This is a genomic window from Mesorhizobium sp. SEMIA396 (assembly GCF_024518615.1).
GTDB lineage: Bacteria > Pseudomonadota > Alphaproteobacteria > Rhizobiales > Rhizobiaceae > Mesorhizobium.
The window spans coordinates 355,499-380,884 of record NZ_JANIFC010000003.1 but is presented as its reverse complement, the minus strand read 5'-3'; the positions used below and the strand labels follow the sequence as shown (position 1 = coordinate 380,884).

Annotated in this window: 21 protein-coding genes; 10 read left to right on the top strand and 11 right to left on the bottom strand. The window is 64.2% G+C overall.

All coding sequences use genetic code 11. The features are described 5' to 3' along the window. Positions 1–208: 208 nt before the first annotated feature. The 4 genes from NP503_RS11315 to NP503_RS11300 form a co-directional block, all read right to left on the bottom strand. Positions 209–940, bottom strand: coding sequence for an SDR family oxidoreductase (locus NP503_RS11315; RefSeq protein WP_127272470.1), 732 nt, complete (start codon positions 938–940; stop codon positions 209–211). A 187-nt stretch (positions 941–1,127) separates the two neighbouring features. Continuing rightward, a complete protein-coding gene (locus tag NP503_RS11310) occupies positions 1,128–3,500 on the bottom strand; it encodes an aldehyde dehydrogenase family protein (protein ID WP_127301705.1) in 2,373 nt (790 codons plus the stop codon). Between the two features lie 73 nt (positions 3,501–3,573). After that, on the bottom strand, positions 3,574–4,623 hold the full coding sequence (deoC, locus tag NP503_RS11305) for a deoxyribose-phosphate aldolase (RefSeq protein ID WP_127267816.1): 1,050 nt from the start codon (positions 4,621–4,623) through the stop codon (positions 3,574–3,576). A gap of 152 nt (positions 4,624–4,775) precedes the next feature. Then, positions 4,776–5,603 (bottom strand): ferredoxin--NADP reductase, encoded by an 828-nt coding sequence (locus tag NP503_RS11300; protein WP_127267817.1) that lies wholly within the window; start codon positions 5,601–5,603, stop codon positions 4,776–4,778. A gap of 220 nt (positions 5,604–5,823) precedes the next feature. Between NP503_RS11300 and NP503_RS11295 the strand changes: the two genes are divergently transcribed. The 4 genes from NP503_RS11295 (at position 5,824) to NP503_RS11280 (ending at position 11,754) form a co-directional block, all read left to right on the top strand. After that, positions 5,824–7,908 (top strand): hydantoinase/oxoprolinase family protein, encoded by a 2,085-nt coding sequence (locus tag NP503_RS11295; RefSeq protein WP_127267818.1) that lies wholly within the window; start codon positions 5,824–5,826, stop codon positions 7,906–7,908. Between the two features lies 1 nt (position 7,909). Beyond that, complete coding sequence (locus NP503_RS11290) at positions 7,910–9,667, top strand: hydantoinase B/oxoprolinase family protein (protein WP_127267819.1); 1,758 nt, start codon at positions 7,910–7,912, stop codon at positions 9,665–9,667. Positions 9,668–9,792: 125 nt separating this feature from the next. Beyond that, positions 9,793–10,569, top strand: a complete 777-nt coding sequence (locus NP503_RS11285) for an ABC transporter substrate-binding protein (RefSeq protein ID WP_127267820.1) — start codon at positions 9,793–9,795, stop codon at positions 10,567–10,569. A gap of 69 nt (positions 10,570–10,638) precedes the next feature. Beyond that, positions 10,639–11,754 carry an aminomethyltransferase family protein gene (locus NP503_RS11280; RefSeq protein WP_236383079.1) on the top strand — a complete coding sequence of 372 codons (1,116 nt, stop codon included), beginning with the start codon at positions 10,639–10,641 and terminating at the stop codon, positions 11,752–11,754. A gap of 89 nt (positions 11,755–11,843) precedes the next feature. Here the strand turns inward: NP503_RS11280 and hpaR are convergent, their stop codons facing one another. Continuing rightward, entirely contained in the window at positions 11,844–12,239 is a 396-nt protein-coding gene (hpaR, locus tag NP503_RS11275) for a homoprotocatechuate degradation operon regulator HpaR (protein WP_127276380.1), read from the bottom strand. Between the two features lie 214 nt (positions 12,240–12,453). Between hpaR and NP503_RS11270 the strand changes: the two genes are divergently transcribed. From NP503_RS11270 to hpaH, 5 genes are all read left to right on the top strand, one after another. Then, entirely contained in the window at positions 12,454–12,840 is a 387-nt protein-coding gene (locus NP503_RS11270) for a 5-carboxymethyl-2-hydroxymuconate Delta-isomerase (protein WP_127266759.1), read from the top strand. Positions 12,841–12,851: 11 nt separating this feature from the next. Continuing rightward, positions 12,852–14,369, top strand: a complete 1,518-nt coding sequence (hpaE, locus tag NP503_RS11265) for a 5-carboxymethyl-2-hydroxymuconate semialdehyde dehydrogenase (RefSeq protein WP_127266758.1) — start codon at positions 12,852–12,854, stop codon at positions 14,367–14,369. Between the two features lie 14 nt (positions 14,370–14,383). Next, the gene (hpaD, locus tag NP503_RS11260) at positions 14,384–15,364 is read left to right on the top strand and encodes a 3,4-dihydroxyphenylacetate 2,3-dioxygenase (protein ID WP_127266757.1); all 981 of its coding nucleotides are present in this window, start codon (positions 14,384–14,386) and stop codon (positions 15,362–15,364) included. A gap of 238 nt (positions 15,365–15,602) precedes the next feature. After that, positions 15,603–16,475 carry a fumarylacetoacetate hydrolase family protein gene (locus tag NP503_RS11255; protein WP_127266756.1) on the top strand — a complete coding sequence of 291 codons (873 nt, stop codon included), beginning with the start codon at positions 15,603–15,605 and terminating at the stop codon, positions 16,473–16,475. Beyond that, positions 16,472–17,278 (top strand): 2-oxo-hept-4-ene-1,7-dioate hydratase, encoded by an 807-nt coding sequence (hpaH, locus tag NP503_RS11250; RefSeq protein ID WP_127266755.1) that lies wholly within the window; start codon positions 16,472–16,474, stop codon positions 17,276–17,278. The genes NP503_RS11255 and hpaH overlap by 4 nt, the downstream gene beginning before the upstream one ends. A 27-nt stretch (positions 17,279–17,305) precedes the next feature. On the opposite strand, the gene NP503_RS11245 is transcribed toward hpaH, so the two are convergent. From NP503_RS11245 to NP503_RS11220, 6 genes are read right to left on the bottom strand one after another with little or no spacing between them, the layout of a single operon-like run. Next, the gene (locus tag NP503_RS11245) at positions 17,306–18,328 is read right to left on the bottom strand and encodes a phosphotransferase enzyme family protein (RefSeq protein WP_127266754.1); all 1,023 of its coding nucleotides are present in this window, start codon (positions 18,326–18,328) and stop codon (positions 17,306–17,308) included. Further along, positions 18,325–19,617 carry an aminotransferase class III-fold pyridoxal phosphate-dependent enzyme gene (locus NP503_RS11240; RefSeq protein WP_127266753.1) on the bottom strand — a complete coding sequence of 431 codons (1,293 nt, stop codon included), beginning with the start codon at positions 19,615–19,617 and terminating at the stop codon, positions 18,325–18,327. The genes NP503_RS11245 and NP503_RS11240 overlap by 4 nt, the downstream gene beginning before the upstream one ends. Before the next feature lie 35 nt (positions 19,618–19,652). Next, positions 19,653–21,002, bottom strand: coding sequence for an aminotransferase class III-fold pyridoxal phosphate-dependent enzyme (locus NP503_RS11235; RefSeq protein WP_127266752.1), 1,350 nt, complete (start codon positions 21,000–21,002; stop codon positions 19,653–19,655). A gap of 21 nt (positions 21,003–21,023) precedes the next feature. Continuing rightward, a complete protein-coding gene (locus tag NP503_RS11230) occupies positions 21,024–21,692 on the bottom strand; it encodes an HAD family hydrolase (RefSeq protein ID WP_127266751.1) in 669 nt (222 codons plus the stop codon). Further along, positions 21,689–22,969: a Tm-1-like ATP-binding domain-containing protein gene (locus NP503_RS11225; RefSeq protein WP_127266750.1), complete on the bottom strand. Its 1,281-nt coding sequence runs from the start codon at positions 22,967–22,969 to the stop codon at positions 21,689–21,691. Before NP503_RS11225 ends, NP503_RS11230 begins: the two co-directional genes overlap by 4 nt. Next, positions 22,969–23,739 (bottom strand): IclR family transcriptional regulator, encoded by a 771-nt coding sequence (locus NP503_RS11220; RefSeq protein ID WP_127266749.1) that lies wholly within the window; start codon positions 23,737–23,739, stop codon positions 22,969–22,971. Before NP503_RS11220 ends, NP503_RS11225 begins: the two co-directional genes overlap by 1 nt. Positions 23,740–23,912: 173 nt before the next feature. Here NP503_RS11220 and NP503_RS11215 point away from each other — a divergent pair, with 173 nt between their 5' ends. Further along, positions 23,913–25,361 carry an APC family permease gene (locus NP503_RS11215; protein WP_127266748.1) on the top strand — a complete coding sequence of 483 codons (1,449 nt, stop codon included), beginning with the start codon at positions 23,913–23,915 and terminating at the stop codon, positions 25,359–25,361. The last annotated feature ends 25 nt before the right edge of the window (positions 25,362–25,386 follow it).

The window sequence follows — 25,386 nt, the reverse complement described above, 5'->3', positions numbered from 1 at the left end:
CTCCTGATTGCGGCCTCGTGGCCTTTTGCAAACTTTCCGCCAAGGCGATTGCGCCTTCAAGGAACCGGCGGACCGTACCCATCGACCTGACTACGGACAAGCGCGATCGCCATACAAGATAGCCGGCGCGCGGGATTTTCAGACTCTTCGATCCCCTGTCAAACGCCGGGAAAGGGCCAGATCGTCCGGCTCGGCAAGATTTCCGCAGTCAGATCGACCAGCCGCCATCGATATTGTAGGCCTGCCCTGACGTATAGGTGGCGCCGGCCAGATAGACGGCGAGATCCGCGATCTCCTCCGGCGTGCCGAGCCGGCCCATCGGCTGGCGGGCGATGAAGGCTGCGCGGGCGGCATCGTAGTCGCCTTGCGCGTGCATGCGGTCCTGCAGCGACGGGCTCTCGACCGTGCCGGGGCAGATGGCGTTGCAGCGTATACCCTTGCCGACATAGTCGGCGGCGATCGCCTTGGTCAGGCCGATGACGGCGGCCTTGGTCAGGCCATAGACGAAGCGGTTGGGCACGCCCTTGGTTGAACTGGCCAGCGAGGCCATGTTGATGATCGATCCGTCGCCGCGTTCCAGCATGCCGGGCAGCACGGCCCGGCTGGTGCGGATCATGGCGCGAACATTGAGATCCAGCGCGAAATCGAGATCGGCTTCCTTCATCTCGAGGATCGAGCCGGAATGGACGAAACCGGCGCAATTGAACAGAACGTCGACGACGCCGATCTCGGCAAAGGCGGCGTTGACGGCTTCGTCGTTGAGTACGTCCAGCTTGCGGGTCTTGATCCCCGGCGTCCTGGCGAGTTCCGCCAGCAGTGCCTCGTTGATGTCGGTGGCGTGGACGATGGCGCCAGCTTTTGCGAACGCCAGTGCGCTCGCCTTGCCGATGCCTTGCGCCGCTGCCGTGACGACAACGACCTTGCCTGCCAGATCCGACATACTGTTCTCCTCGTCCGCTGGGGATAGTCCGGGTCTACCTGCGGCTGGCCAAGGCGTCATGTGCCAGTCACGCGTGATCGTGCAGCCTGCGCCGTTGACCGTTCACTGATAAAGATGTTTTTTCTCGTTAAAGAACATCTGTCCGTGCGTCAAGCCCGAACACGATCTCGACAGCACCGGCGGGACATCAATCGCCGTAAGGCACCCAGACATTCTTGACCTCGACGGCGCGGCGCAGGAAGGCGTCGCCGGCGGCTTCGTCGGATGCCCAGTCGAGGCTGCGGCCATTGCCGCTCCAGACGCGCTTGAGGTTGCCGATGGACTCTGCCTCCGCCTTGGCGCAGGTCTCTGCGTCGGCGAACACCCAGAGCCCGTCGACATCGTCATGCTTGGCCAGCACGCCGGCAAGTTCGGCGCTGCGGCCGGTGACGATGTTGATGGCGCCTGAGGGAATGTCGGAATATTCGATGACCTGGTAGAGATCGGTGGCCAGCAGCGGGTAGCGCTCCGACGGCACCGCAACCACGGTGTTGCCCATGGCCAGCGCCGGTGCGACCAGCGAGATCAGACCGAGCAGCGGCGAGCTATCGGGGGCGACGATGCCGACGACGCCGACCGGTTCATGAAGCGCCAGCGTCACGGCACGCGCCGGCGGCTGGTGCACGCGGCCCTCGAACTTGTCGGCCAGACCGGCATAGAGGAACAGCCGTTCAATGGATTGTTCTACCTCTTCCCGCGCGGCCTTGGGCGTAGCGCCGGTCAATTCGGTGAGACGGGCGGCGAACTCGCCGGCACGGCCGGAAAGATTCTCGGCCAGATAATAGAGCACCTGGGACCTGTTATAGGCGGTCGCCTCCGGCCAGGCCTTGGCACCGCGGGCGGCAGAGACGGCATCGCGGATATCCTTGCGGCTGCCGAGCCCAACTTCGCCGGCAAGCTTGCCCTTGGCGGTGGCGATGGCGAGCGAATAATTGCCGTCCGGCCGAACCTGCTTGCCGCCGATGAACAGCTTTGCGGTGCGGTCGATTGCCGAGCCGTCGGCCTGCTCGACTGGCTGTGCGGAGGTCGTCGCCGGCTTGATGACCGGGCCGAGCGGCAGCTTTGCCGTGAGATATTCGAACATGCCCTCGCGCCCGCCCTCGCGGCCGAAACCGCTCTCGCGGTAGCCGCCGAAGCCACAGGCGGCGTCGAACATGTTGGTGCCGTTGACCCAGACCACGCCGGCCTTCAATTGCGGCGCGACGTGCAAAGCAAGGTTGACGTTCTCGCTCCACACCGAGGCGGCGAGGCCATAGCGCGTGTTGTTGGCTAGCTCGATCGCTTCCTCGGTGTTGCGGAAGGTCATGGTCGCCAGAACAGGGCCGAACACCTCTTCTTGTGCCAATATGTTAGCCGGCGAAACACCTGTGGCGAGCGTCGGCAGATGGTAGTAGCCGGAAGACGGCAGCGCCGCATCCGGCTGCCAGCAGACGGCGCCCTGCCTGGCGCCTTCGGCAACCAGGCCCTTGACGCGGTCAAGCTGGGTCAAGTCGACCAGCGGGCCGATATCGGTGTTCTTGTCGAGCGGGCTGCCGACGCGCAGCCGGCTCATCCGCGTCTTGACCTTGGCGATCAGGGCGTCGGCGATGCCTTCCTGCACCAGCAGGCGCGAGCCGGCGCAGCAGACCTGCCCCTGGTTGAACCAGATACCGTCGACCAGGCCTTCGACGGCGCTGTCGAGATCGGCATCCTCGAAGACGATGAAGGCCGACTTGCCGCCGAGCTCCAGCGACAGTTTTTTCCCGGACCCCGCAGTGGCTTTCCTGATGATCTTGCCGACCTCGGAAGAGCCGGTGAAGGCGATCTTCTGGATGCCGGGATGGTTGACGATGGCCACGCCGGCCTCAGGTCCGCCCTGGACGATGTTGACGACGCCTTTCGGCACGCCGGCGCGTTCGCAGATCTCGGCGAACAGGATTGATGTCAGCGGCGTGAACTCGGCCGGCTTCAGCACCACCGTGCAGCCGGCGGCGAGCGCCGGCGCGATCTTCCAGGCCAGCATCAGCAGCGGAAAGTTCCACGGGATGATCTGGCCGACGACGCCGACGCCCTTGTGGCCGGGGAAATCCTTGTCCAGCGCCTGCGCCCAGCCGGCATGATGGATGAAATGGCGGATCGCCAGCGGCACGTCGATGTCGCGGCTTTCGCGGATCGGCTTGCCATTGTCGATTGTCTCAAGCACCGCGAACAGGCGCTGGTGGCGCTGCATGGCGCGGCCGATGGCATAAAGCACCTTGGCCCTGACATAGCCCGAGGCTGCCGACCATTTCGGCAACGCCTTGGTGGCCGCCGCCACCGCCGCGTCGATGTCGGCGGCATTGGCGTCCGAGACCTTGGCCAGCAGCTTGCCGGAGGAGGGCTCGCTGGTCTCGAAGGTCTTGCCGCCGGACGCGGCTTTCCAGTCGCCGCCGATGAACAGCGCCTTGGAAAAATCGCGCGCGGCAAGCCAGGCGTCGGCCTCGTTGCGGGCTTCCGGCGCCGGGCCGTACTCCATGGCGTGATAGCGGTCGAGGATGTTCATCAGGTGCCTCCTTCACCCTCCCCCTTGTGGGGAGGGTCGATCGGCAAGGCCGATCGGGGTGGGGGTAAATGTCTCATGCCATCGCGTGGCGATGATTGGCCGAATAGTGTCCGGTCAGATGGTGCTCGAGCTGGCGCTCGATGTCGGTCAAGAGGCTCGAGGCACCGAAGCGGAACAGCTCGGGCTCCAGCCAGGGCCGGCCGAGTTCTTCCTTCATCAGCACCAGCCAGTCGAGCGAGGCCTTGGCCGTGGATATGCCGCCGGCCGGCTTGAAGCCGATGAGATAGCCGGTTTCCTCGAAATAGGCCCTGATGGCGCGCACCATGGCGAGGCCGACAGGCAGCGTCGCGTTGACGCTTTCCTTGCCGGTCGAGGTCTTGATGAAATCGGCGCCCGCCATCATCGCCACCATCGAGGCCAGCATGACATTGCGCAGCGTGGCGAGGTCGCCGGTGCCGAGGATGACCTTCAGATGCGCGTCACCGCAGGCGGCGCGCATCGAGACGATCTCGTTGTAGAGCTCCCGCCATTTGGCGCCGAACACCAGCCCGCGCGGGATGACGACGTCGATCTCGTCGGCGCCGTCGCGGACCGAGGCCTCGATCTCCTGCAGGCGGGTCGACAGCGGCGTAAGGCCATGCGGGAAGGCGGTGGAGACGGCGGCGACATGGATGCCAGTGCCGCGCACGGCATCGACGGCGGTGGCAACGAAGGGGTGGTAGACACAGACGGCGGCCGGGCGGATGGTTTCACCTGATATGCCGAGGCCCTCGACAATGTCGCGGCGGAACGGATTGATCGCCTTGGCGCAGAGCCGGCGCACGCGCTCCTCGGTGTCGTTGGAATTCAGCGTCGTCAAATCCATGCAGGCGACGGCGCGCAGCAGCCAGGCCGCCTGGTTGTCGGCCTTTATCGAGCGCCGCTTGGTCAGGCTGGCGACGCGCCGTTCCAGCGCCGAGCGATTGACGCTGCGCACCGATTCCATGAAGCCGAGGTCGAGCTTCATGCCTGGATTGCGCGCAATGCGATGGTCCGGGGGAACGGCTGTGTTGGCGGCGGCACGCGCGGGCAGCGGCGTCACCTTGGACGAGCCGACATCGGCTTCGCGGATTGTGCTGCTCATCTCCTGCCCTTTCATTCAGCGACGTGTGCCGAAGATAGCCCGTGAAGCCGTACTTCACGAGTCCTGCGGGCGGTCATAACCGAAAAAGGCGGCGAAAGCAGCAATTTTTGACCGTGCGGTCAAAAACATAGACTTCGAGATGTTGGTGCGTCTCAGCCGACGAAGGCGCGCTCGACGACAAAAGTCGCTGGATGGCTCAGCGACCCTTCCTCGAAGCCAAGGCTTTCGGCCAGTTCCTTGACGTCCTTCAGCATATGCATCGAGCCGCAGATCATGATCCGGTCGGTTTCCGGGTTGAGCTTGTCGATGCCGAGATCGCTGTAGAACTTGCCGGAGCCGATCAGCGCGGTGATGCGGCCCATGCGTGCCGATTCCTCGCGGGTCGTCGAATTGTAGAGCGTGACGCGCCCGGAGGTCAGCTCGCCGATCAGCGGGTCGCTTTCGAGTGCTGCGACCAGTTCCTGGCCATAGGTCAGCTCGGCATTGTCGCGGCAGGTATGGGTCAGGATCAGCTGATCGAACTTGTCGTAGGTGTCGGGGTCGCGCAGCAGGCTGGCGAAGGGCGCGATGCCGGTGCCGGTCGAGATCATGAACAGCCGCTTGGCCGGCGTCAGCGCGTCGACCACCAGCGTGCCGGTCGACTTCTGGCGCATGATGACGGTGTCGCCGACCTGGATCTTCTGCAGCTCCGAAGTCAGCGGGCCGTCCGGCACCTTGATCGAGAAGAATTCCAGCTCTTCGTCCCAGGCCGGGCTCGCCACCGAATAGGCGCGGTACACCGGCTTCTCGGCATTGGGCAGGCCGATCATGACGAACTCGCCGGAGCGGAAGCGCAGCGACTGCGGACGGGTGATGCGGAACGAGAACAGCCGATCGGTATAGTGCTTCACCGAGACGACGGTTTCGGCATAGACGTTGGCCGGAATCGGGAACTGCAGCGGTCGGGCGCCGGCGGTGTTGAGAGCGGATGTGGTGTTCATCAAATCCAACCTTCTGGCCCAACCGTGGACGCGGGCGCCAAACTTTCACCTGCACGCCCGGACCATTCAGATCCCGGCGGGCTGTTCGCACACTGCAAAGCGGCAAGCTCTTGTGTCCGGAATTTATTAGTATACAAACGATATTTGCGTCAAGATGCTCCCTTAAAACAGCTTTCCAAACTGGCGCATATCCGTAGTCCGCGCATTTCGGGTTTCGACGATGGAAGAGAATATTTCGGCGCAAGCGCGCAATTCCCGGGGAAATGTCGTCGCCGGTATCGATGTCGGCGGCACCTTCACCGACCTGCTCCTGATCGACGGAAGCGACGGCGGCCGGGTGTATCTGGCCAAGACGCCGACCACGGTGGACAACCAGGCTTTCGGTGTGGTTTCGGCACTCGGCGCCACCGGATTTGCCATCGATAGCATCGACCTCATCGTGCATGGCACGACCACCACCACCAATGCGGTGCTCGAACGCCGGCTGGCGAAAACCGGCATGATCACCACGCGCGGTTTTCGCGACGTGATCGAACTGGGCCGGCGCACGCGGCCGCAGGCCTATGGCATGACCGGCAGCTTCGTGCCGATCATTCCGCGCAATCTCAGGCTCGAAGTCTCGGAGCGCGTCGAAGCATCGGGCGCGGTGCGCACGCCGCTCGACGAGACCGAGATGCGCGACGCAGTGCAGACGCTGATAGCGGCCGGTTGCGAATCCCTGGTCATCCATTTCCTGCATTCCTACGCCAACCCGGCACATGAGCGGCGCGCCGTCGAAATCGCCACCGAACTCTGGCCGAACGGCTACATCACGGCAGGCCATGCGCTGCTGTCGGAAGCGCGCGAATTCGAACGCGGCGTGACCGCTTCGGTCAACGCCTCAGTGCAGCCGATCCTCGAGCGCTATGTCGAGCGGCTGCGCAAGGAATTGGCCGCCAAAGGCTATGCCCGCGACTTCCTGATCATGAACGGCAATGGCGGCATGATCTCGGCCCGCTTCGTCACACGTGAATCGGCCAAGACGGTCATGTCCGGCCCGGCCTCGGGCGTCATCGCCGCCGCTTATACGGGAAAACGCGCCGGCTTCGAAAACCTCGTCACCTATGACATGGGCGGCACCTCGACCGACGTGGCGTTGATCCGCAATGCCGAGCCGGCAGTGTCGAACGAGATCGAGATCGAATATGCGATGCCGATCCATGTGCCGATGGTGGCGGTGCACACGGTCGGCGCCGGCGGCGGCTCGATCGCCCGCGTCGATGCGGCCGGCCTGATCCAGATCGGTCCGGAAAGTGCCGGCGCCAATCCCGGCCCGATCTGCTACGGACGCGGCGGCCTCGAGCCGACCATTACCGACGCCAATCTGGTGCTCGGCCGGCTGGCGCCGAAGAAGCTGCTGGCGGTCCAAAATCCCGTCACATCAGAGCGCGTCACCAGCATTTTCGAAGACAAGATCGGCAAGGCGACCGGCCTTTCCGGCGTCGAGGCGGCGGGCGCGGTGCTGCGGCTCGGCAACATGAAGATGGCCGGCGCCATCCGCATGGTCTCGGTGTCGCGCGGCCATGACCCTCGTGATTTCGCGCTGTTCGCCTTTGGCGGCGCCGGCCCGCTGCACGCAACGGCCCTGGCGCGCGAACTCGGCCTGCCCAAGGTGCTGGTGCCGGCGCGTCCGGGCATCACCAACGCACTCGGCTGCGTCGTCGCCGACCTGCGCCATGACTTCGTCAACACCATCAACCAGCCGGTGGCGGTGCTCGACGAAAGACAGCTTCATACTGTATTGGAACGACACCGAAACGAAGGTGAAGAGCTGATCGGCAAGGAAGCGGTGAAGCCGGAGACGATCCGCGTCACCCACTCCGCCGACATGCAGTTCGTCGGCCAGACCCACATCATCAACGTGGCGCTGCCGTCCTCATCGGTGACGCGGGCAACGCTGCAGCAGCTTTTCGAAAAGGCCTATTTCGCCCGCTTCAAGGTCGAGCTTCCGGAAATCCGCGCCAACCTCGTCAATCTCAACACCTCGGTCACTGGCGTGCGTCCGGCGATCGATCTGTCGCGGCTGATCGACCCGGCCGGGCGCGCAACAACGCTCGACGAGGCGCGGCGCGAAATCCGGCCGGTCTGGTACGCCGGCCAATGGCACGACACGCCGGTATACGCGCGTGAAAAGCTGCCGCTTGACGCTGAAATCGAAGGGCCGGCGATCCTCGAACAGGTGGATGCCACCACCGTGCTCGAACCCGGCGACCGCGCACGCAGCGACGCCGACGGCAACATCATCATCGACATTGGCGAGGCCTGAGATGCCAAATCTTGATAGGGCAAAGCTCGACGCCATCACCCTTTCGGTCCTCCAGGCGGCACTGCAGCAGGTCTGCGACGAGATGGACCTGACCTTCTCGCGCGCCGCCTTCTCGCCTGTCATCGCCGAGGCCAATGACCGCTCCGACGGCATCTATTCCGCCGTCGATGGTTCGCTGATCGCGCAAGGCAGCCAAGGCCTGCCGGTGTTCGTCGGCGTCATGCAATATTCGACCAGGACGGTGATCGAGATGATCGCCGACGGCCGTTGCCTGCCGCCGGAACCAGGCGACATCTACATCGTCAACGACCCCTATCTCGGCGGCACGCATCTGATGGATGTGCGCTTCGCCATGCCGGTCTACCGGGACGGCAAGATTTTCTGCTGGCTGTCCAACACCGGCCATTGGCCCGACATTGGCGGCTCGGTCCCGGGCGGATTTTCGGCCTCGGCGACTGCCGTGGAGCAGGAAGGCCTGCGACTGCCGCCCGTAAAACTGTTCAAGAAGGGCGTGCTCGATCCGGAGATCTACGCCATCATCTGCTCCAACATCCGCGTTGCCGACCAGCGCATCGGCGACATCCGCGCCCAGGCTGCGGCACTGCTGATCGGCCAGGACCGGCTCAATGGTATCCTGGATCGTTACGGTGATGAAACGGTTGTCGAGGCGATCGCCGAACTGCGCCGCCGCGCGGCCGAGCAGATGCGCGCCAACATCTCAGCCATTCCCGACGGCACCTACCATTCCAAGGCGTTTGTCGATTCCGACGGGGTGGTCAACGAGCCGCTGACCATCGCGCTCGCGGTGGAGAAACAGGGCAATACGCTGACCTTCGATTTCACCGGCTCGTCAAAGCCCTGCGCCGGGCCGATGAACAGTGTGCTGGCGACGACCTTGTCGTCGGTCTATCTCGCCATGCGTCACATTTTCCCTGATGTGCCGATCAGCGCCGGTGCCTTCGAACCGCTTGAAGTCAAGCGGCCGGAAGGCACTTTCCTCGACGCCAGATATCCACGCCCGGTCTCGGGCTGCGCGGCTGAAGTGTCGCAGCGCATCGCGGAAGCGGTGTTCGCGGCCATGGTGCAGGCGTTGCCGGACAAGGTGACGGCGGCGCCCGCCGGCTCCAGCGGCAATTTCGCGCTCGGCGGCAACGACCCGGCGCGCGGTCGCGATTACGTCATGTACCAGATCTCCGGCGGCGGTTACGGCGGAAATTCAGGCCATGACGGACTGACCAATGGCTGCTCGACCATCGGCATTTCCAAATCGCCGCCGGTCGAGATCATGGAACAGGCATTCCCGGTGCTCTACCGCCACTATGCCTTGCGCGAAGGTTCAGGCGGCGCCGGCAAGCATCGCGGCGGTTTCGGCCTCGCCTATGAGGTCGAAATCCTGCGCGGCGACGCCCGTGCTTCTTTCGTCATGGATCACGGCCGTTTCGGCCCCCAAGGCGCACTCGGCGGCAGGGATGGCGCGGTCAACATGGTGACCGTCTTCCGCAACGGCGAGGAACATGTACCGCCGCATTTGTCCAAGGAGCAGGACATCGCGCTCAAGGCCGGCGACCGCGTGCGTGTCGGCACGCCGGGCGGTGGCGGCTACGGCGATCCGCTGCAGCGCGATCCGGATCTGGTGCTGCGCGACGTGGCGTTGGGTTACTATACGATCGAGGAAGCCAACGAAAAATTTGGCGTTGTCCTCTCGGCAGGCGAACTCGGCATCGACCGGACAGCGACGAACAAGCAGCGCGCCGGCTAACGCACGACCAATCGTGAGGGCTTGGTCCGCTCGCCGCGCCGCGATCGCCGCAGCGCATGTCGTTTCCGTCTCCGCCGGGATCATGAAAGCCCGTAGACTTCCCGCTTTCAACGGGGAACTCGAACATGCGTCTTTTCGGTCGTTTCGTGCTTGCAGCTTCCGTCGCTCTCACCCTTGCCACGGGCGCCGCCTCCGCCCAGGACAAAAAACTCAGGATCGGCACCGAGGGCGCCTATCCGCCCTTCAATTACGCCAGTGCCGACGGCACGCTGGGCGGCTTCGACATCGACTTGGGGAAGGCGCTGTGCGCGCAGATGAAGGCCGAGTGCGAGTTCAGCGTGCAGGATTTCGATGGTTCGATCCCGGCGCTGCAGGCCGGCAAGTTCGACGCCATCATCAACATCACCATCACGCCCGAGCGGGCCGAAAAGGTCGAGTTCACCCACAAATACTACCAGACGCCGCCGGCCATCGCCGTACCGAAGGATTCGACCATATCAGGCTCCTCGCCGGACGACCTGAAAGGCAAGGCGCTCGGCGTGCAGACCGCGACCATCCACCAGAAATTCGCCGACCAGAAATATGCAGGCTCGACGGTCAAGGCCTATCCGACGGGCGAAGATGCCCGCACCGACATGGCCAATGGCCGCCTCGACGCGATGATGGACGGCTCGATCATCCTGACCGAGTGGTTGAAGAAGCCAGACGGCGCCTGCTGCAAGCTGCTCGGCACGCTGACGGCCGATCCGGCCATACACGGCCCCGGCGTCGGCATCGCCCTGCAGAAGGGCAACAAGGAGTTGGCCGACAAGCTCAATGCGGCCATCGACGCGCTGCGCGCCAATGGCAAGTACAAGGAAATCAACGACAAATACTTTTCCTTCGACGTCTACGGCAGCTGAGAACGACAACAAATGCCTTCCGGCAGCGCTGCCTGGCGCTGCCGTTTTTCATGAACGATGGAGACTTCCTTGGCTGAGCGGCGTTCCCCTTTCTACAGCAGCATCGTCGGGCTGGGCGCGACCATGGGTCGTGTCGGGGGCGATTTCATCTCGGCCAAAACTTATTCCGGTATTGCCGACGAGCACCTGAACACCCGCAGGAATGTCGGCGTGCAGGATCTCAGCACCATGGGCAAGATGGATATCAAGGGGCCGGAGGCCGAGGCGCTGGTCAACCATGTCATCGTCAATAATGCCGCTGCCATGAAACCGGGCCACGTCCGCTATTCCACGGTCTGCCGCGAGGATGGCGGCATCATGGACGACCTCACCGTGTTTCGGTTGGGCCCGGAGCACTTCATGCTGGTGACCGGCTCGGTCAACCGCCTGAAGATGCTGCCCTGGCTGCAGCATCACGCTCAGGGCCGCAAGGCCTATGTCACCGACATCACGGCGGCCATCGCCTTCCCGACCATCCAGGGTCCGCGCTCGCGCGAACTGCTGAAAGCGTTGATCGCGGATGCCGATCTGGATGGACTGAAGCGCTGGTCGTTCACGTCGGGCCATATCAACGGCACGCGGGTACTGATCTCGCGCACCGGCGTCACCGGCGAACTCGGCTTCGAACTGTTCGTGCCGGCCGACGAGGCGGCCTCTCTCTGGGACGCGCTGATGCGCACCGGCCGTGACTTTGGCCTGAAACCCTATGGCGTGCTGGCGATGTTCACGCTGGGCCTGGAAAAGGCCTATCCGGCGCACGGCATCGACATGGACGAGACCCGCACCCCGTTCCATGTCGGCCTCGACCGCTGGATCAAGTTCGACAAGGGCGATTTCATCGGCCGCGAAGCTTTGCTCAAGGTTCGCGACAAGGGCCTCGACGAGCAATGGGTCGGACTGATCCTCGACGGCGACAAGCCGGCCGCGGCCGATGCCAGGATTCTGGCCGATGGCGAGGACGCCGGCATCGTCACCTACAGCGACCACGGCTATTCCCTCGGCAAGGTGCTGGCCACCGCGCATCTGCGGCTGCCCTTCACGGCTGTCGGCACCGAATTGAGCATTGATATCGGTGGTAAGCCGACGCGTGCGGTGGTGGCTCCGATACCGTTCTTCGATCCGGAAGGGGCGAGGTTGCGAGGTTAGCTGACCCCATCGGGTGTTTCGGCCATTTTCAAGGTATGCGGGGCCGTCAACCCAAGCGACCGTCGAAACCTCTGCGGTAGCCGGAACGATCAGCTCTCGCCGTCGATCAGCGTCTCCAGCAGATCGAGCAACTGCTCGAGCTTTTCGTGGCCGAAGCGCTGTTCGATGTCGTCATAAATGACGCGACGCTCCGGCGACAGGGCGTCGATCAGGGCGGAACCGGCGGGCGCAATGGTTAGAACGACGCGTCGGCCGTCGCCTTCGGCCTTGTTGCGGGTGATGAATTTGCGGCCCTCGAGCGCCTTGATGATGCGCGTCAGGCTGGGCGGCAAAACCGAGGCGCGGTCGGCGAGTTCCGTCGCCTCGACCGGGCCGGCTTCGCTCAGCACGCGCAGCACGCGCCATTGCTGTTCGGTCACGTCATGCGCCGCAAGCATCGGCCGAAACCGCGCCATCACCGCTTCGCGGGCATGAAGCAGCGCCATTGGCAGAGAACGACGGGTGTTTTCAGGCAGCAAGAAAAAGAGCCTCCCACGCTTGCGATCGAAAACAGGCCTTCCCTCAGCCGAATCCGCCTGCCAGGGCCCGTTCCTGCCATCCCGTATCGTTGCGCCAAGGCCGATGCAAGACTTGACTTCGTCGGCGTTGCATGTAATTAACGCGTTAACTACAACAAAAGCAATAGACCAGGGAAACGCCGTGCCTCACTTCTCCATCGAGTATTCAGCCAATCTCGATGCCAAGGTCGACATGGGCGAATTGTGCGCGCTGGTGTTGCGCACCGTGCTGGACACCGGGCTGTTCGAGACCGGCGCCGTGCGGGTGCGGGCCTTTCGCGCCGAGGCTTACGCGATGGCCGACAGTCTGCCGGAAAACGCTTTTCTCGACATGTCGTTTCGCATCGGCACCGGCCGCAGCCCTGATGAGAAGAAGCGGACCGGCGAAGCCGTCTTCGCGGCGGTGAGCGAATATCTCGCCGGGCTGTTCGAGACCCCGCATTTCGCCCTGTCGCTCGAGATCCGGGAAATCGACCCGGAGCTGAGTTGGAAGAGAAACGCAATCCACCCGCGACTGCGCGGCAAGTGACGGAACCCGACATGTCCGACCTGCAAGGCAATCTGAACAAGGCCGAGGCCTATATGGACCGCTTCAGGCGCGATGGCGTGTTGAACCAGATCGGCGGCGAGGCGGTACCGGCGCTCGACGGCGCGACGTTCGAAACGCTGTCGCCGGTCGACCTGAAGCCGCTGGCAAGCGTCGCGCGCGGCGGAGCCGCCGACATCGACCGCGCCGCCAGGGCAGCCAAGGCTGCGTTTCCAGCCTGGGCCGCCATGCCGGGCGAAGCGCGCAAGAAGCTGCTGCACAGAATCGCCGACGCGATCGAGGCGCGTGCCGAGGAGATAGCCTTCGTCGAATGCATGGATACCGGCCAGGCGCTGAAGTTCATGGCCAAGGCGGCGTTGCGGGGTGCCGAGAATTTCCGCTTCTTCGCCGACCGTGCACCCGAAGCCCGAGACGGCGAGACGCTGCGGACCACGGGCCAGGTCAACCTCACCACGCGGGTGCCTATCGGCCCGGTCGGCATCATCACGCCGTGGAACACGCCGTTCATGCTGTCGACCTGGAAGATCGCACCGGCGCTGGCGGCCGGCTGCACCGTGGTTCATAAGCCGGCTGAATTTTCGCCGCTGACCGCCCGCCTGCTGGTCGAGATCGCCGAGGAGGCCGGTCTGCCGAAGGGTGTGTGGAACCTGGTCAACGGCCTGGGTGAAGATGCCGGCAAGGCGTTGACCGAGCATCCCGACATCAAGGCGATCGGCTTTGTCGGCGAGAGCCGTACCGGCTCGATGATCATGAAACAAGGCGCCGACACGCTGAAGCGCGTGCATTTCGAACTTGGCGGCAAGAACCCGGTGATCGTCTTTGCCGACGCCGATCTCGAACGCGCCGCCGACGCCGCCGTATTCATGATCTATTCGCTGAATGGCGAACGCTGCACCTCATCGTCGCGACTGCTGGTCGAAGCTTCGATCTATGAAAGCTTCACCGCCAAAATCGCGGAGAGGGCGAAGCGCATCGTCGTCGGCCATCCGCTCGATCCGAAAACGGTGGTCGGCCCGCTCATCCATCCGGTGCATGAGAAGAAGGTGCTGTCCTATATCGACATCGGCAGGTCGGAGGGGGCCACGCTCGCCGTCGGCGGCGGCAAGGTCGATGGGCCGGGCGGCGGCTGTTATGTCGGCCCGACACTGTTCACCAACGTCACCAACGGCATGCGCATTGCGCAGGAGGAGATTTTCGGGCCGGTGCTGAGCGCCATTCCCTTCAACGACGAGGCCGAGGCGCTTGCGCTGGCCAACGACACGCAATACGGCCTGACCGGCTATCTCTGGACCTCGGACGTCACCCGCGCCTTCCGCTTCACAGACGCGCTCGATGCCGGCATGATCTGGGTCAATTCCGAGAATGTGCGCCATTTGCCGACACCGTTCGGCGGCGTCAAGAATTCCGGCATCGGCCGCGACGGCGGGGACCATTCCTTCGACTTCTACATGGAGACGAAGAACATAGCCTTTGCGACGACGGCGCACGCGATCCAGAAACTCGGCGGCTGACCGGAGGAAATCAGATGCCCTTGCCCAAGCCCAATCTCTACCCCGCCTTCAACATCGTGCGCCTCAGCCATGTCGAGCTGGCCGTCACCGACCTCGCCAAATCCCGCGCCTTCTATGTCGATACGCTCGGCCTGCAGGTCACCGACGAGACATCGGACACCATCTATCTCAGGGCGCTGGAGGAGCGTGGGCACCATTGCATCGTGCTGAAGAAGGCGGCCACGGCAGAAGCGCGCGACCTTGGCTTCAAGGTCTTCTCGGATGAAGACCTCGACAAGGCAGTGCATTTCTTCAAGGACAAGGGCCTGCCGGTGGAATGGGTCGAGCGGCCTTACCAGTCGCGCACCTTCCGCACCCGCGATCCGCACGGCATTCCGCTCGAATTCTACGCTGAGATGGAGCGGCTGCCGCCGATCCACCAGAAGTATGCGCTGTACAAGGGCGTCAAGCCGCTGCGCATTGACCACTTCAACTGCTTCTCGCCCAATGTCGACGAGTCCGTCGCCTTCTACAACGAGCTCGGCTTCCGGGTGACCGAGTATACCGAGGACGCCAGCAGCGGAAGGCTGTGGGCGGCGTGGACGCACCGCAAGGGCGGCGTGCACGACATCGCCTTCACCAACGGCATCGGGCCGCGCCTGCACCATGTCGCCTTCTGGGTGCCGACGCCGCTCAACATCATCGACCTGCTCGATCTGATGGCAACGACGGGCTATTTGCCGAACATCGAACGCGGCCCCGGCCGGCACGGTATTTCCAACGCCTTCTTCCTCTATGTCAGAGACCCGGACAACCACCGCATCGAGATTTACTGTTCGGATTACCAGACGGTCGATCCGGACCTCGAGCCGATAAAATGGGACCTCAAGGACCCGCAACGCCAGACGCTGTGGGGCGCGCCGGCGCCGAAAAGCTGGTTCGAGGAGGGCAGTGTGTTTGCCGGAGCGAAGGCACGCCAGCCGGATTTGGCGGCTTCGCCGATCATTGCGCCTTAGACGGGAATTCAGAGATGATAGCGTTCCGTCACGCCCCCCTCTGTCCTGCCGGACATCTCCCCCTCAAGGGGGGAGATTGGCCAGGCCCATGGTCAGCGCCTCTCTTGCAGCGTTGGAAATTGGCGAAGGCAGAGATGACATCCAATCTCCCCCCAAGAGGGGGAGATGTCCGGCAGGACAGAGGGGGGCGTCGTAGAGCTCCGACCTCGCCGATATTCACCATCGCCGGAGCCGCAGCATGAACCACGCACGGCTCGCCACCTTCACCGTCGGCGGCAAGGTGCGCTATGGCGCGATATCAGGCAACGGTGTCGTCGACTTGTCGGCGCGCCACGGCCAATGGCCGACGTTGCGGGAAGTGATCGAGGCCGGCGCCTTGCGGCGGCTGGCGGAAGAGGCCGAGGCGTTTGCCGCCGATTTTCCGCTCGACGCCATCGCCTATGAAATCCCGATCCCGTCACCGGAAAAGATCATCTGCGTCGGCGTCAACTACCCCGACCGCAACGAGGAGTACAAGGACGGCCAGGCAGCGCCCTCCAACCCGTCACTGTTCATCCGCTTCCCCCGCTCCTTCGTCGGCCATGGCGCGCCGCTGGTGCGGCCGCCGGAATCACCGCAGCTCGACTATGAGGGCGAGATCGTCATCGTCATCGGCAAGGCCGGCCGGCGCATTGCCGAGGCCGACGCGCTCGGCCATATCGCGGCGCTCTCGCTGTGCAATGAAGGCACCATCCGCGACTGGGTGCGCCATGCCAAGTTCAACGTCACGCAAGGCAAGAATTTCGACCGCAGCGGCTCGATCGGCCCATGGCTGGTGCCGTTCAGCGACGAGGCGCAGATCGCCGACATCGCGCTGACCACCCGCGTCAATGGCGAGTTGCGCCAGCAGGACCGCACCAGCCGGATGATTTTTTCCTTCCGCAAGATCATCAACTACATCTCGACCTTCACCACGCTGGTGCCGGGCGATATCATCGTCACCGGCACGCCGACGGGTGCTGGCGCCCGCTTCGAGCCGCCGATCTGGCTGAAGCCCGGCGACGTGATCGAGGTGGAGGCCGAAGGCATCGGCGTGCTCAGAAACGGTGTCGTCGACGAGGCAGCGCAATGACCCCGGAACAGGTGGAGGACGCCGCGGCACAGCTGTTCGAGGCCGAGCGGTCGCGCCGCCAGATCCGTCTGCTCAGCCTCGATTTTCCCGATGCGACGATGGAGGACGCCTATCGCGTGCAAGCGGCGCTGGTGGCGCGCAAGATCGATGCCGGGCTGAAGCCGAAGGGCTGGAAGATCGGGCTGACATCGAAGGCAATGCAGTACGCGCTTGCCATCGACACGCCGGATTCGGGCGTGCTGTTCGACGACATGTTCTTCCATGACGGCGCGACGGTGCCGGCCGGCCGCTTCATCCAGCCGCGCGTCGAGGCCGAGATCGCCTTCGTCATGAAGGCGCCGCTGAAAGGCCCCGGCGTGACCATCTCCGACGTGCTCCACGCCACCGACTACATCACACCGGCGCTGGAAATCCTCGATACGCGCATCGAGCGCGTCAATGCCGAGACGAAGAAGGTGCGCACCTTCTTCGACACGATTTCCGACAATGCCGCCAATGCCGGCATTGTCATCGGCGGCCGGCGGCAACGTCCTGATGAGGCCGACATGCGCTGGATCGGCGCCATCGTCTCGCGCAACGCCGAGGTAGAGGAAACCGGGCTTGGCGCCGGCGTGCTCAACCACCCGGCCATGGGCATCGCCTGGCTGGCGGACAGGCTCGCCCGCTACGGCATGTCGATCGCGGCTGGCGAGGTGGTGCTCTCTGGATCGTTCGTGCGCCCGGTCGAGGCGCGGCCCGGCGACACGATCGTCGCCGATTTCGGCAGTTCGGGCACGGTCAGCATCCATTTCGCGAAGGGCTGATGACCCGCCAGTTCTTATTGATCGGCCCTATTCGCCACGCAGATAGGCAATCACCACATCGGCTGCGATGGCCGACATACGCTGGCCGACATCCCTGGTGATGTCGCCTTCGACGCGGCTCTGCACCCAACCGAGGAAAGCAAAGGCACGCAACGCCGAAAACAGCGGCAGCGCGGCGATGTCGCGCGCGGTCAGTGCCCGCTCCTGCCGATAGCCCTCGAGCAAAGCGGCCTCGATCAGCGGATAGATCGCCTCATCGCGGTTCTGGTAGAGCGCGACGGCAAGGTCGTACATGTGCCAGCCATGGCCGCAATCGTCGAAGTCGATGATGCGGATCGCGCCGTCATGGACGAGCACATTCTCGCGCACCAGATCGGCGTGGATGATGCCGAAATTGCGGGCGCTGCGTTCATGCTCCGACAGCGCCTTCACGGCCTTTTCCCGCGCCTGGAAAACCAGCTCGCGATGAGGGCCGTCGAGGAAGGGCGAGGTCTCGAAGCGGCCCCAATTCGGGTTCGCGCCGAAGAAGCCATTGAAATCCCAGGCATGGCGGGCAAAGCCGGCGGGCGGCGTCCAGGCAGACGTGACATTGTGCATGTGGGCGATGGTTCGGCCCATCGCGGTAAAGACCTGTCTTGCCTGCTCGGGCGTAAAATCCAGCGGCACGCCTCGCGCGCCGACGGCGCGGCCTTCCAGCCAGCTCAAGCAATCGACTTGCCGGGGTTGCACTGAGGCGTTGGCGCTGACAAGCACGAACAGATCGCCGGCCGGCGTGGCGACCGCAGATGGCGTGGCGATGCCGGCCGCTTGCAAAAAGCCCATCCATTGCAGTTCCGAGCGCAGGGCGGCGTCCGTGTGATAGCCAAGCCGATGAATGCGCATGGCGGCCGGCTGGCCTGTTGGCAAGATGACGCGAAACACCGCGTTCTCGCGGAATTTCAGCAGCTCTGGCTCACCCTCACGAATGCCCCAATGTTCGAGCGCGCGCTTGGCAAGCTCGGTGACATCGGCTGCCGTCTCGGGCTCGGATTGCGTGGAAACAGCGTTCACGCCTTCACTCCGCCGACTTCACCCAGCACCTCGTCGAGGGCGCCGATCAGGACGTCGGCATTGTCGCGCGAGAACGGCATGGGCGGGCGGATCTTCAGCACATTGCCGTGGATCCCGGTCTTGCCCATGAGCACACCGCGGTGGCGCATGCGGTTGGCGACCTGCTCGGCAATGTCGGGCGCCGGCTCGCGCGTCTCGCGGTCGTGAACCAGTTCGGCGCCGAAGAACAGGCCGGCGCCCCTGACCTCGCCGATGCATTCATGGCGCTCGGCCAGCGGGCGCAGCAGACCGAGCGCATAGGCGCCGACGTCACGTGCGTTGGCGACGAGATCTTCCTGCTCGATGACGTCGAGGACGGCATTGGCCACCGCGCAGGAAACCGGATTGCCGCCAAAGGTGTTGAAGTAACGGAAAGCGTTGCGGAAGGTCGCCAATGTGTCCTTGGTGGTGACCACCGCGGCGACCGGATGGCCGTTGCCCATCGGCTTGCCCATGGTGACGATGTCGGGCACGAAGCCAGCGCGCTGGTGGCCCCAGAAATGGCTGCCGGTACGGCCGAAACCAGGTTGCACCTCATCGGCGATGACCAACCCGCCCGCTTCACGCACCGCCGCCACGGCGTCTTCGAAAAATCCGCTGGGAAGCGTCGGGAAGCCTTCATTTTCGAGCAGCGGGCACAAAATGATGCCGGACAGGCCGATGCCGTCCTTTGCCAGCGCGGCGATGGCTCCCCGCACCGCATCGCCAAAGGCCTTGCCGTCGGCCGTCGCATCGGGATGGCGATAGCTGTCGGGCGTCGGCACCAGCCGCACTTGGCGCGCGCGGCCGCCGACCGGCGGCATGCGGGTGCTGAGCTGCGAAACCGCCGTGGTGTTGCCATGGTAGGTGGCGTCGGTGGCGATGATGCCCATGCGGCCGGTTGCGGCCTGCGCCATGCGCAGCGCGATGTCGTTGGCCTCACTGCCGGTGCAGGTCAGGATGGCGGACGACAGGCTGGCATCGAAGGTCGCGGTCAGCCGCTCGACATAATCAAGGATGGCGGTGTGCAGATAGCGCGTGTGGGTGTTGAGCAGGCTGGCCTGCCGGCACAGGGCTTCGACCACATGCGGGTGGCAGTGGCCGACATGTGCGACATTGTTGTAGGCGTCGAGATATTTCCGACCATCGGCATCGTAGAGCCAGACGCCTTCGCCGCGCACCAGATGCACGGGCTCGTCGTAGAACAATTGCGATTTCGCGCCGAGCAGGCGGGAACGCCGGCTAACCAGTGCTTCTTGCGATTGGCTCATTGCGTCTTGAAACTCCGTTGTGTCCAGCTAACCCGTCAGGCCTTCGATAGGCCTGCATCCAGCGCTTCGCCAATCTTCGTCACATCGGCGGCGGTGATGATGAGCGGCGGCGACAGGATGATGGTGTTGCCCGACACACGCAGCATGACGCCGGCCTCATAGGCGGCCTCCGAAACCACGGCCATGGTCTTCTTGTCGGCCGGCTTTTTCGTCGTGCGGTCCGAGACCAGCTCCAGCGCCGCCATCAGGCCCTTGTACCTGACATCGCCGACGATCGCATGCCTGGCCTTCAGCCCCTCCAGCGTGGCCGCGAGTTCGACGCCCCGTGCCGCCGCGTTCTCGTTCAGGCGAAGCCGTTTGGTCTCGGCAAGCGCCGCCAGACCCGCCGCGCAGCCGACCGGGTGGCCGGAATAGGTATAGCCGTGGCCGATCGCACCAAAACTGGTCTTGTCGGCCTCGAAGACATCGGCGACTTTTCCGCCGATCAAGGTCGCGCCGAGCGGGAAATAGCCTGACGTGATCGCCTTGGCGATGGTCATGAAATCCGGCTTCACGCCGGACAGACGCGAGCCCGACCATGCGCCGGTGCGGCCGAAGCCCGTCACCACCTCGTCGGCGATCAGCAGGATCTCGTGGCGGTCGCAGATCTCACGCACCAGTGGCATGAAGCTCTCATGCGGAACGATGACGCCGCCGGCGCCGAGAACCGGCTCCATGATGAAAGCGGCGATGGTGTCGCCGCCCTGGAAGGCGATTTCGTCCTCCAGCGCCTTGGCGCACAGTTTCGCCAGCCGCGCTGGGTTGGTCTCATCGAACGGGTTGCGGAAGGTCCAGGGCGCGGGAATGTGGAAGACGCCGGGCAGCAGAGGCTCGTAGTTGCGACGGAAATTGGCGTTGCCGTTAACCGACGCGCCGCCGAAATGCGTGCCGTGATAGCCCTTCTTCAGGGCGAGGAATTTTGTCCGGTCGGCCTGGCCGCGGATCTTCCAGTATTGCCTGGCCAGCCGAAGTGCCGTTTCTACTGAATCCGAGCCGCCCGAGGTGAAGAAGGTCCGCACCATGCCTTCTGGCTCGAACCATTCGCAGAGTTCGTAGGCGAGTTCTATCGACGGCCCGGTCGAGGTGCCGCGAAAGCCGGAATAATAGGGCAGCGCCGAAAGCTGGTCGGCGATCGCCTGCTTGATCGGGTCGCAGCTGTAGCCGAGATTGACGTTCCACAGGCCGCCGACGGCGTCGAGCACGGTGTTGCCGGCGATGTCGGTGACCATCACACCCTCGCCTTTCATGATCACCTTTGGCGGGTTGGCCCGCATCTCGGCCGGATGCGCCATCGGGTGCCAGATCGGCTTGGCGTTGGTTTCGGTGAGAAAATTGATGTCGCGCATAGAGGACTCCGCAAAAAAATCTCAGGCAACTGGGACGAGGCCGAAATGACCGAGGGCCTCGGCATAGGAATGAGCCGGGCGAGCGACGTCGAAATGGACCGTGCGCATGCCGGCAGCAGAGCCGCCATCGACATTGCGCTGCTGGTCGTCGACGAAGACGCAAGCGCCGGCAGGCAGGCCGAGCGCCTCGGTGACCAAGGCATAGGCGCGTGGATCGGGCTTGAGGATGCCGGTATAGGTGGCGTCGACGATGAGGTCGAACAGGCCGAGCAACGGCAGCCGCCGGCGGAAATCGGCGCCGTAGAACAGGTCGAGTTCGTTTGACAGGATCGCCAGCCGAAAACCCGCCGCATGCACCGTGCGAATGGCGCTGTCGGCCTCGGGCCGCACCACCTTTTCCGGCTCGGCGCCGCGCGCTCGTTGGACGAAGGTCTCCATCGCCTGCCAGTCCTCGCCGACCAGCCGACCGACCTCACTGGTGCGGGAGCGCCAGTAGTCGCGCTCGCTGATCTCGTCGGCCTGCATCGCGCGCCACAGCGGATCGCTGTCCGGATCGAACGGCCCGCGCCATTGCAGCGTTCCCGGCGCAAGGCCGAGCGCCTGTTCGGTCAAGGCATGCGTCTCGAACAGCGTCCGGGTGACGACGCCGCCGAAATCAAGGACAAGCGCCTGGGCGGGAACAGCGCTCACGCTGCCACTCCCTTGGCCGGCTTGCCGCGCGGGACGATGCCTTCCTCGACCCAGCGGTCGAATATCTCGAGCGCCTTGCCGACGAAGTCGTCGCTGTTGATGTGAGCGTCGATCTCGTGGAACTCGACCCCGGCGGGAATAGCCCTGCGCATTTCATCTGCGAAGGCCGCGAGAGCCTCGGGTTCATAGAGCGGCTCGCCCTGCACGTCCCATTCCTGGATGCCGCCGGTAGGCAGGATGAAGGCGGAGCGGCCTTTCGCGGCGCCGAGCTTGGCGGCGATGGTCCTGGCGACCTGCCGACGATCGTCGGCATCGACGGTGATCGACGCGATCAGCCTGTTGTGGGCATGAAAGGGCCGCGTCGAGAATTTAGCCGGCAAATCCTGCCAGGTCGGCAGATCGACCATGTCGACCGCCCCGGGTGCGGCGATCTGCGGAGTGCCGCGAGCGCCGGCATTCTCCAGCCGGTCGGTGCCGGAACTGACGACGGAGCCCGCGAGATGATTGGTAATTTCCTGCAGGCTGAAGTCGAACACCGCGCAAAAATGGTCCTGACCGGCAATCGATTCGAAGGCGCGGCCGCCCATTCCGGTGGTGTGGAAGACGGCAACGTCATAGCCGCGCTGTTCCAGCGCCGGCTTCAGCGTCTTCATGTAGCGCAGGCAGCTGCTGCCGAGCGAGGTCATGCCGATGGTCGGGCCGATTGCTGGAGCCGACATGCGGGCCTCCAGCACAATCCTGGCCGCGCCGACGACCGCACCACAGGCCTGTGACAGGACCAGCCTGCAGATCGAGTTGAGGCCGTACAGCCCGCCGGCCCAGAGGATCATCATCAGGTCGGGCGCGACGCGCTCGGGCGGGATGAGATGCGAATAGGCGATGGTCGAGACGACGAATTTCGGCACACCGAGCGGCAGGCAAAGCGCCACGTCGAGCGCCAGATCTGTCCCCATCGAACCGCCGATGGCGATGAAAGCGTCGATCTCGCCGTTTTGATGGAGCTTGCGCACCAGCTGCACCGCGCCGCCGGCCATCAGCGTCATGGCGGTGTTCTCATCACCGCTCGAGACGATCTCGGCGATCGTCACATCCACGGCCCGGGCCACGGCATGCTTGTCGTGGTCCGGGCTGTAGGGCGGGTCGCCCAGCACGCTGACATCCATCATCACGGCGCTGCCGCCTGACTGCTCGATGCACTGTTTCATGAACAGCAGCTCTTCGGCCTTTGTGTCGCCCGTGCCGATGACCAGGATGCGGGGCGCTGTCTCCGAGGGCATCAGGCCTGCCTCCTCAAGATTTGCAGGTTTTCGCCGTTGAGGCGCATGGAAATCTCCCGTGCCGCCTCCCTCACGGCAAGTCCCCGCTCCGTGATCGCGGCTGCCGTCGTTCTGGCCTTTGGCGCCGCCACCGCGATGGTGCCGAGCGCAAAGCCATCCGCCCCGCGGATTGCCGCCGCGACGCTGATCACACCTTCCTCATAGCCCTGGTCGCAGATCGAATAGCCGCGCTCGCGCGCCTCGCTCATGCATCTTGAGATGGCGGCCGGCTCGATCAGCGTATGGGCCGTGAAAGCGTCGAGGGAACCCGTCAGGCACGCCTTGACGGTCTCGTCGCGGGCGAAGGCCAAATAGGCGATGCCCGACGCGGTCGAATGCAGGGGCAACAACTGACCGATGTCGATGTTGACCCGGTTCGCCCATGCCGGATGCTCGACATGGACGGTGACCAGCCTGTCGACGCCGAATTCCGACAAATGCACGGTCTCGGCCGTCGATGCTGCCAGGTCCCGCACCAGCGGAACAGCTGTCTGCAGGAAAGGAAAGCGCGCTTCGCGGATGCGCGCCAGCCGCGACAGGCCGGCGCCGAGGCGATAGTGCCGCGTGCCGATATCCTGCTCGACAAAACCATGGCCGGCCAGCGCAACCAGCAGCCGCCGTGTCGTCGCCTTGTCGAAGCCCGAGCGGCGCGCCAGATCGGACAGGCCGAGCTCGGGCTCGTCGACGCTGAACAGCTCCAGAAGCGAGATCGCTTTTCCGACCGTACTCAAATTTGCCTCCCGGTTCGGGACAATCATTTAACGTGTGAATTAACTTGACAGGCATCGGCATTGTTTGCAAGTCTATATTCAAAATAACGGTTCAAATAACGAACCAACCGCCAGAGTGCATGGGACAGGCCATTCGGCCGGCGAGCCTGAGGGTTTGCAAACAGGAGGGATCGATGACAGCAGTTGCAGAACAGGCGCCGGCCAACAGGCTGCGCAAGAACAGTCTTGGCGTCGGCGCCATCACCTTCATGGTGATTTCGGCGGCCGCCCCGCTCACGGCCGTCGCCGGCGGCACGCCGCTCGGCATGCTGATGGGCAATGGCGCCGGCTTTGCCGGCACTTATCTGATCGTGACTGTGCTGCTGCTTTTGTTCGCGGTCGGCTATGTCGCCATGTCACGCCATGTCGGCAATGCCGGCGCCTTCTATGCCTATGCCGCGCGCGGCCTCGGCAGCATGGCCGGCGGCGCCACGGCGCTGATCGCCATCCTGTCCTACAATGCCATGCAGATCGGGGTCATGGGCCTGCTCGGCGCCGCGACGTCAGGCCTGTTCGCCGGCTGGGGCATCAACCTGCCCTGGTGGGTGTGGAGTTTCATCGCCATCGCGCTGGTCGCCGTGCTCGGCTATCGGCAGGTCGACCTCTCCGCCAAGATCCTAACGGTGCTGGTGCTGTGCGAATATCTTGTGGTGCTGGTCCTCGACATCGCCATCCTCAAGACCGGCGGCGATAGCGGCCTGTCGGCGGCGCCGTTCAGCTGGAGCCAGATCACATCAGGCTCGCCGGCCATCGCCATTCTGTTCTGCTTTGCCGCCTTCATCGGTTTCGAGGCGACGACGATCTATGCCGAGGAAGCCCGCGATCCAAAGATCACCATTCCGCGCGCCACCTATTTTTCGGTCGTGTTGATCGGCGTCTTCTACATGCTCACGGCATGGCTGATGGCGGTCGGCGCCGGTGTCGACAAGCTGCTGCCGACGCTGCAAGGGCTGCAGGATCCGACGACCTTCCTGTTCGGCCTGTCGGATCGTTACGCCGGCACGATGCTGTCGCAGGCGATGAGCATCCTGTTCGTGTCGAGCCTGTTTGCCGGCGTGCTGGCGTTCCACAATGCGGTTGCGCGCTATATCTATGTCTCGGGCCGCGAAAAACTGTTGCCGCAGACGATTGGCGTGACGCATGCGGTGCACCAGAGCCCGCATGTCGCTTCCGTCATCCAGAGCGTGCTCGCTGCGGTCGTCGTCGGCCTGTTCGCCGTGCTCGGCCTCGATCCGGTGCTGGCGCTGTTTTCGTGGCTGACCAATGTCGCGACGCTCGGCGTCATCGTCATGATGGCGGTGGCCTCGCTTGCCGTGGTGATGTTCTTCCGCGCCAACCCGGCAGCCCAGGAGAACGCGCTGAAGACCACCATCCTGCCCGGGCTGACCTTCATCGCTTTCGTCATCATCATCTACCTGATCGTCATCAATTTCGGCAGCCTGTCCGGGGCCGGCGGTTTTCTTGGCGTGTTCCTGCCGGGGCTGGTGCTGATCGCCGCGATCGTCGGCCTGCTGCTGGCCAGCGCGCTGAAGAGCCGCGATCCCATAGCCTTCGAAAACCTCGGCCAGCCGCTGAAAGATTGAGAAAAGCAAAGGGGCGGCGTGCCAC

Bases quoted from the DNA above. Each gene is read 5' to 3' on its own strand.
- NP503_RS11315 (WP_127272470.1), bottom strand. From the start codon at position 940: ATGTCGGATCTGGCAGGCAAGGTCGTTGTCGTCACGGCAGCGGCGCAA.
- NP503_RS11310 (WP_127301705.1), bottom strand. From the start codon at position 3,500: ATGAACATCCTCGACCGCTATCACGCCATGGAGTACGGCCCGGCGCCG.
- deoC (WP_127267816.1), bottom strand. From the start codon at position 4,623: ATGAGCAGCACAATCCGCGAAGCCGATGTCGGCTCGTCCAAGGTGACG.
- NP503_RS11300 (WP_127267817.1), bottom strand. From the start codon at position 5,603: ATGAACACCACATCCGCTCTCAACACCGCCGGCGCCCGACCGCTGCAG.
- NP503_RS11295 (WP_127267818.1), top strand. From the start codon at position 5,824: ATGGAAGAGAATATTTCGGCGCAAGCGCGCAATTCCCGGGGAAATGTC.
- NP503_RS11290 (WP_127267819.1), top strand. From the start codon at position 7,910: ATGCCAAATCTTGATAGGGCAAAGCTCGACGCCATCACCCTTTCGGTC.
- NP503_RS11285 (WP_127267820.1), top strand. From the start codon at position 9,793: ATGCGTCTTTTCGGTCGTTTCGTGCTTGCAGCTTCCGTCGCTCTCACC.
- hpaR (WP_127276380.1), bottom strand. From the start codon at position 12,239: ATGGCGCTGCTTCATGCCCGCGAAGCGGTGATGGCGCGGTTTCGGCCG.
- hpaE (WP_127266758.1), top strand. From the start codon at position 12,852: ATGTCCGACCTGCAAGGCAATCTGAACAAGGCCGAGGCCTATATGGAC.
- hpaD (WP_127266757.1), top strand. From the start codon at position 14,384: ATGCCCTTGCCCAAGCCCAATCTCTACCCCGCCTTCAACATCGTGCGC.
- NP503_RS11255 (WP_127266756.1), top strand. From the start codon at position 15,603: ATGAACCACGCACGGCTCGCCACCTTCACCGTCGGCGGCAAGGTGCGC.
- hpaH (WP_127266755.1), top strand. From the start codon at position 16,472: ATGACCCCGGAACAGGTGGAGGACGCCGCGGCACAGCTGTTCGAGGCC.
- NP503_RS11240 (WP_127266753.1), bottom strand. From the start codon at position 19,617: ATGAGCCAATCGCAAGAAGCACTGGTTAGCCGGCGTTCCCGCCTGCTC.
- NP503_RS11235 (WP_127266752.1), bottom strand. From the start codon at position 21,002: ATGCGCGACATCAATTTTCTCACCGAAACCAACGCCAAGCCGATCTGG.
- NP503_RS11225 (WP_127266750.1), bottom strand. From the start codon at position 22,969: ATGCCCTCGGAGACAGCGCCCCGCATCCTGGTCATCGGCACGGGCGAC.
- NP503_RS11215 (WP_127266748.1), top strand. From the start codon at position 23,913: ATGACAGCAGTTGCAGAACAGGCGCCGGCCAACAGGCTGCGCAAGAAC.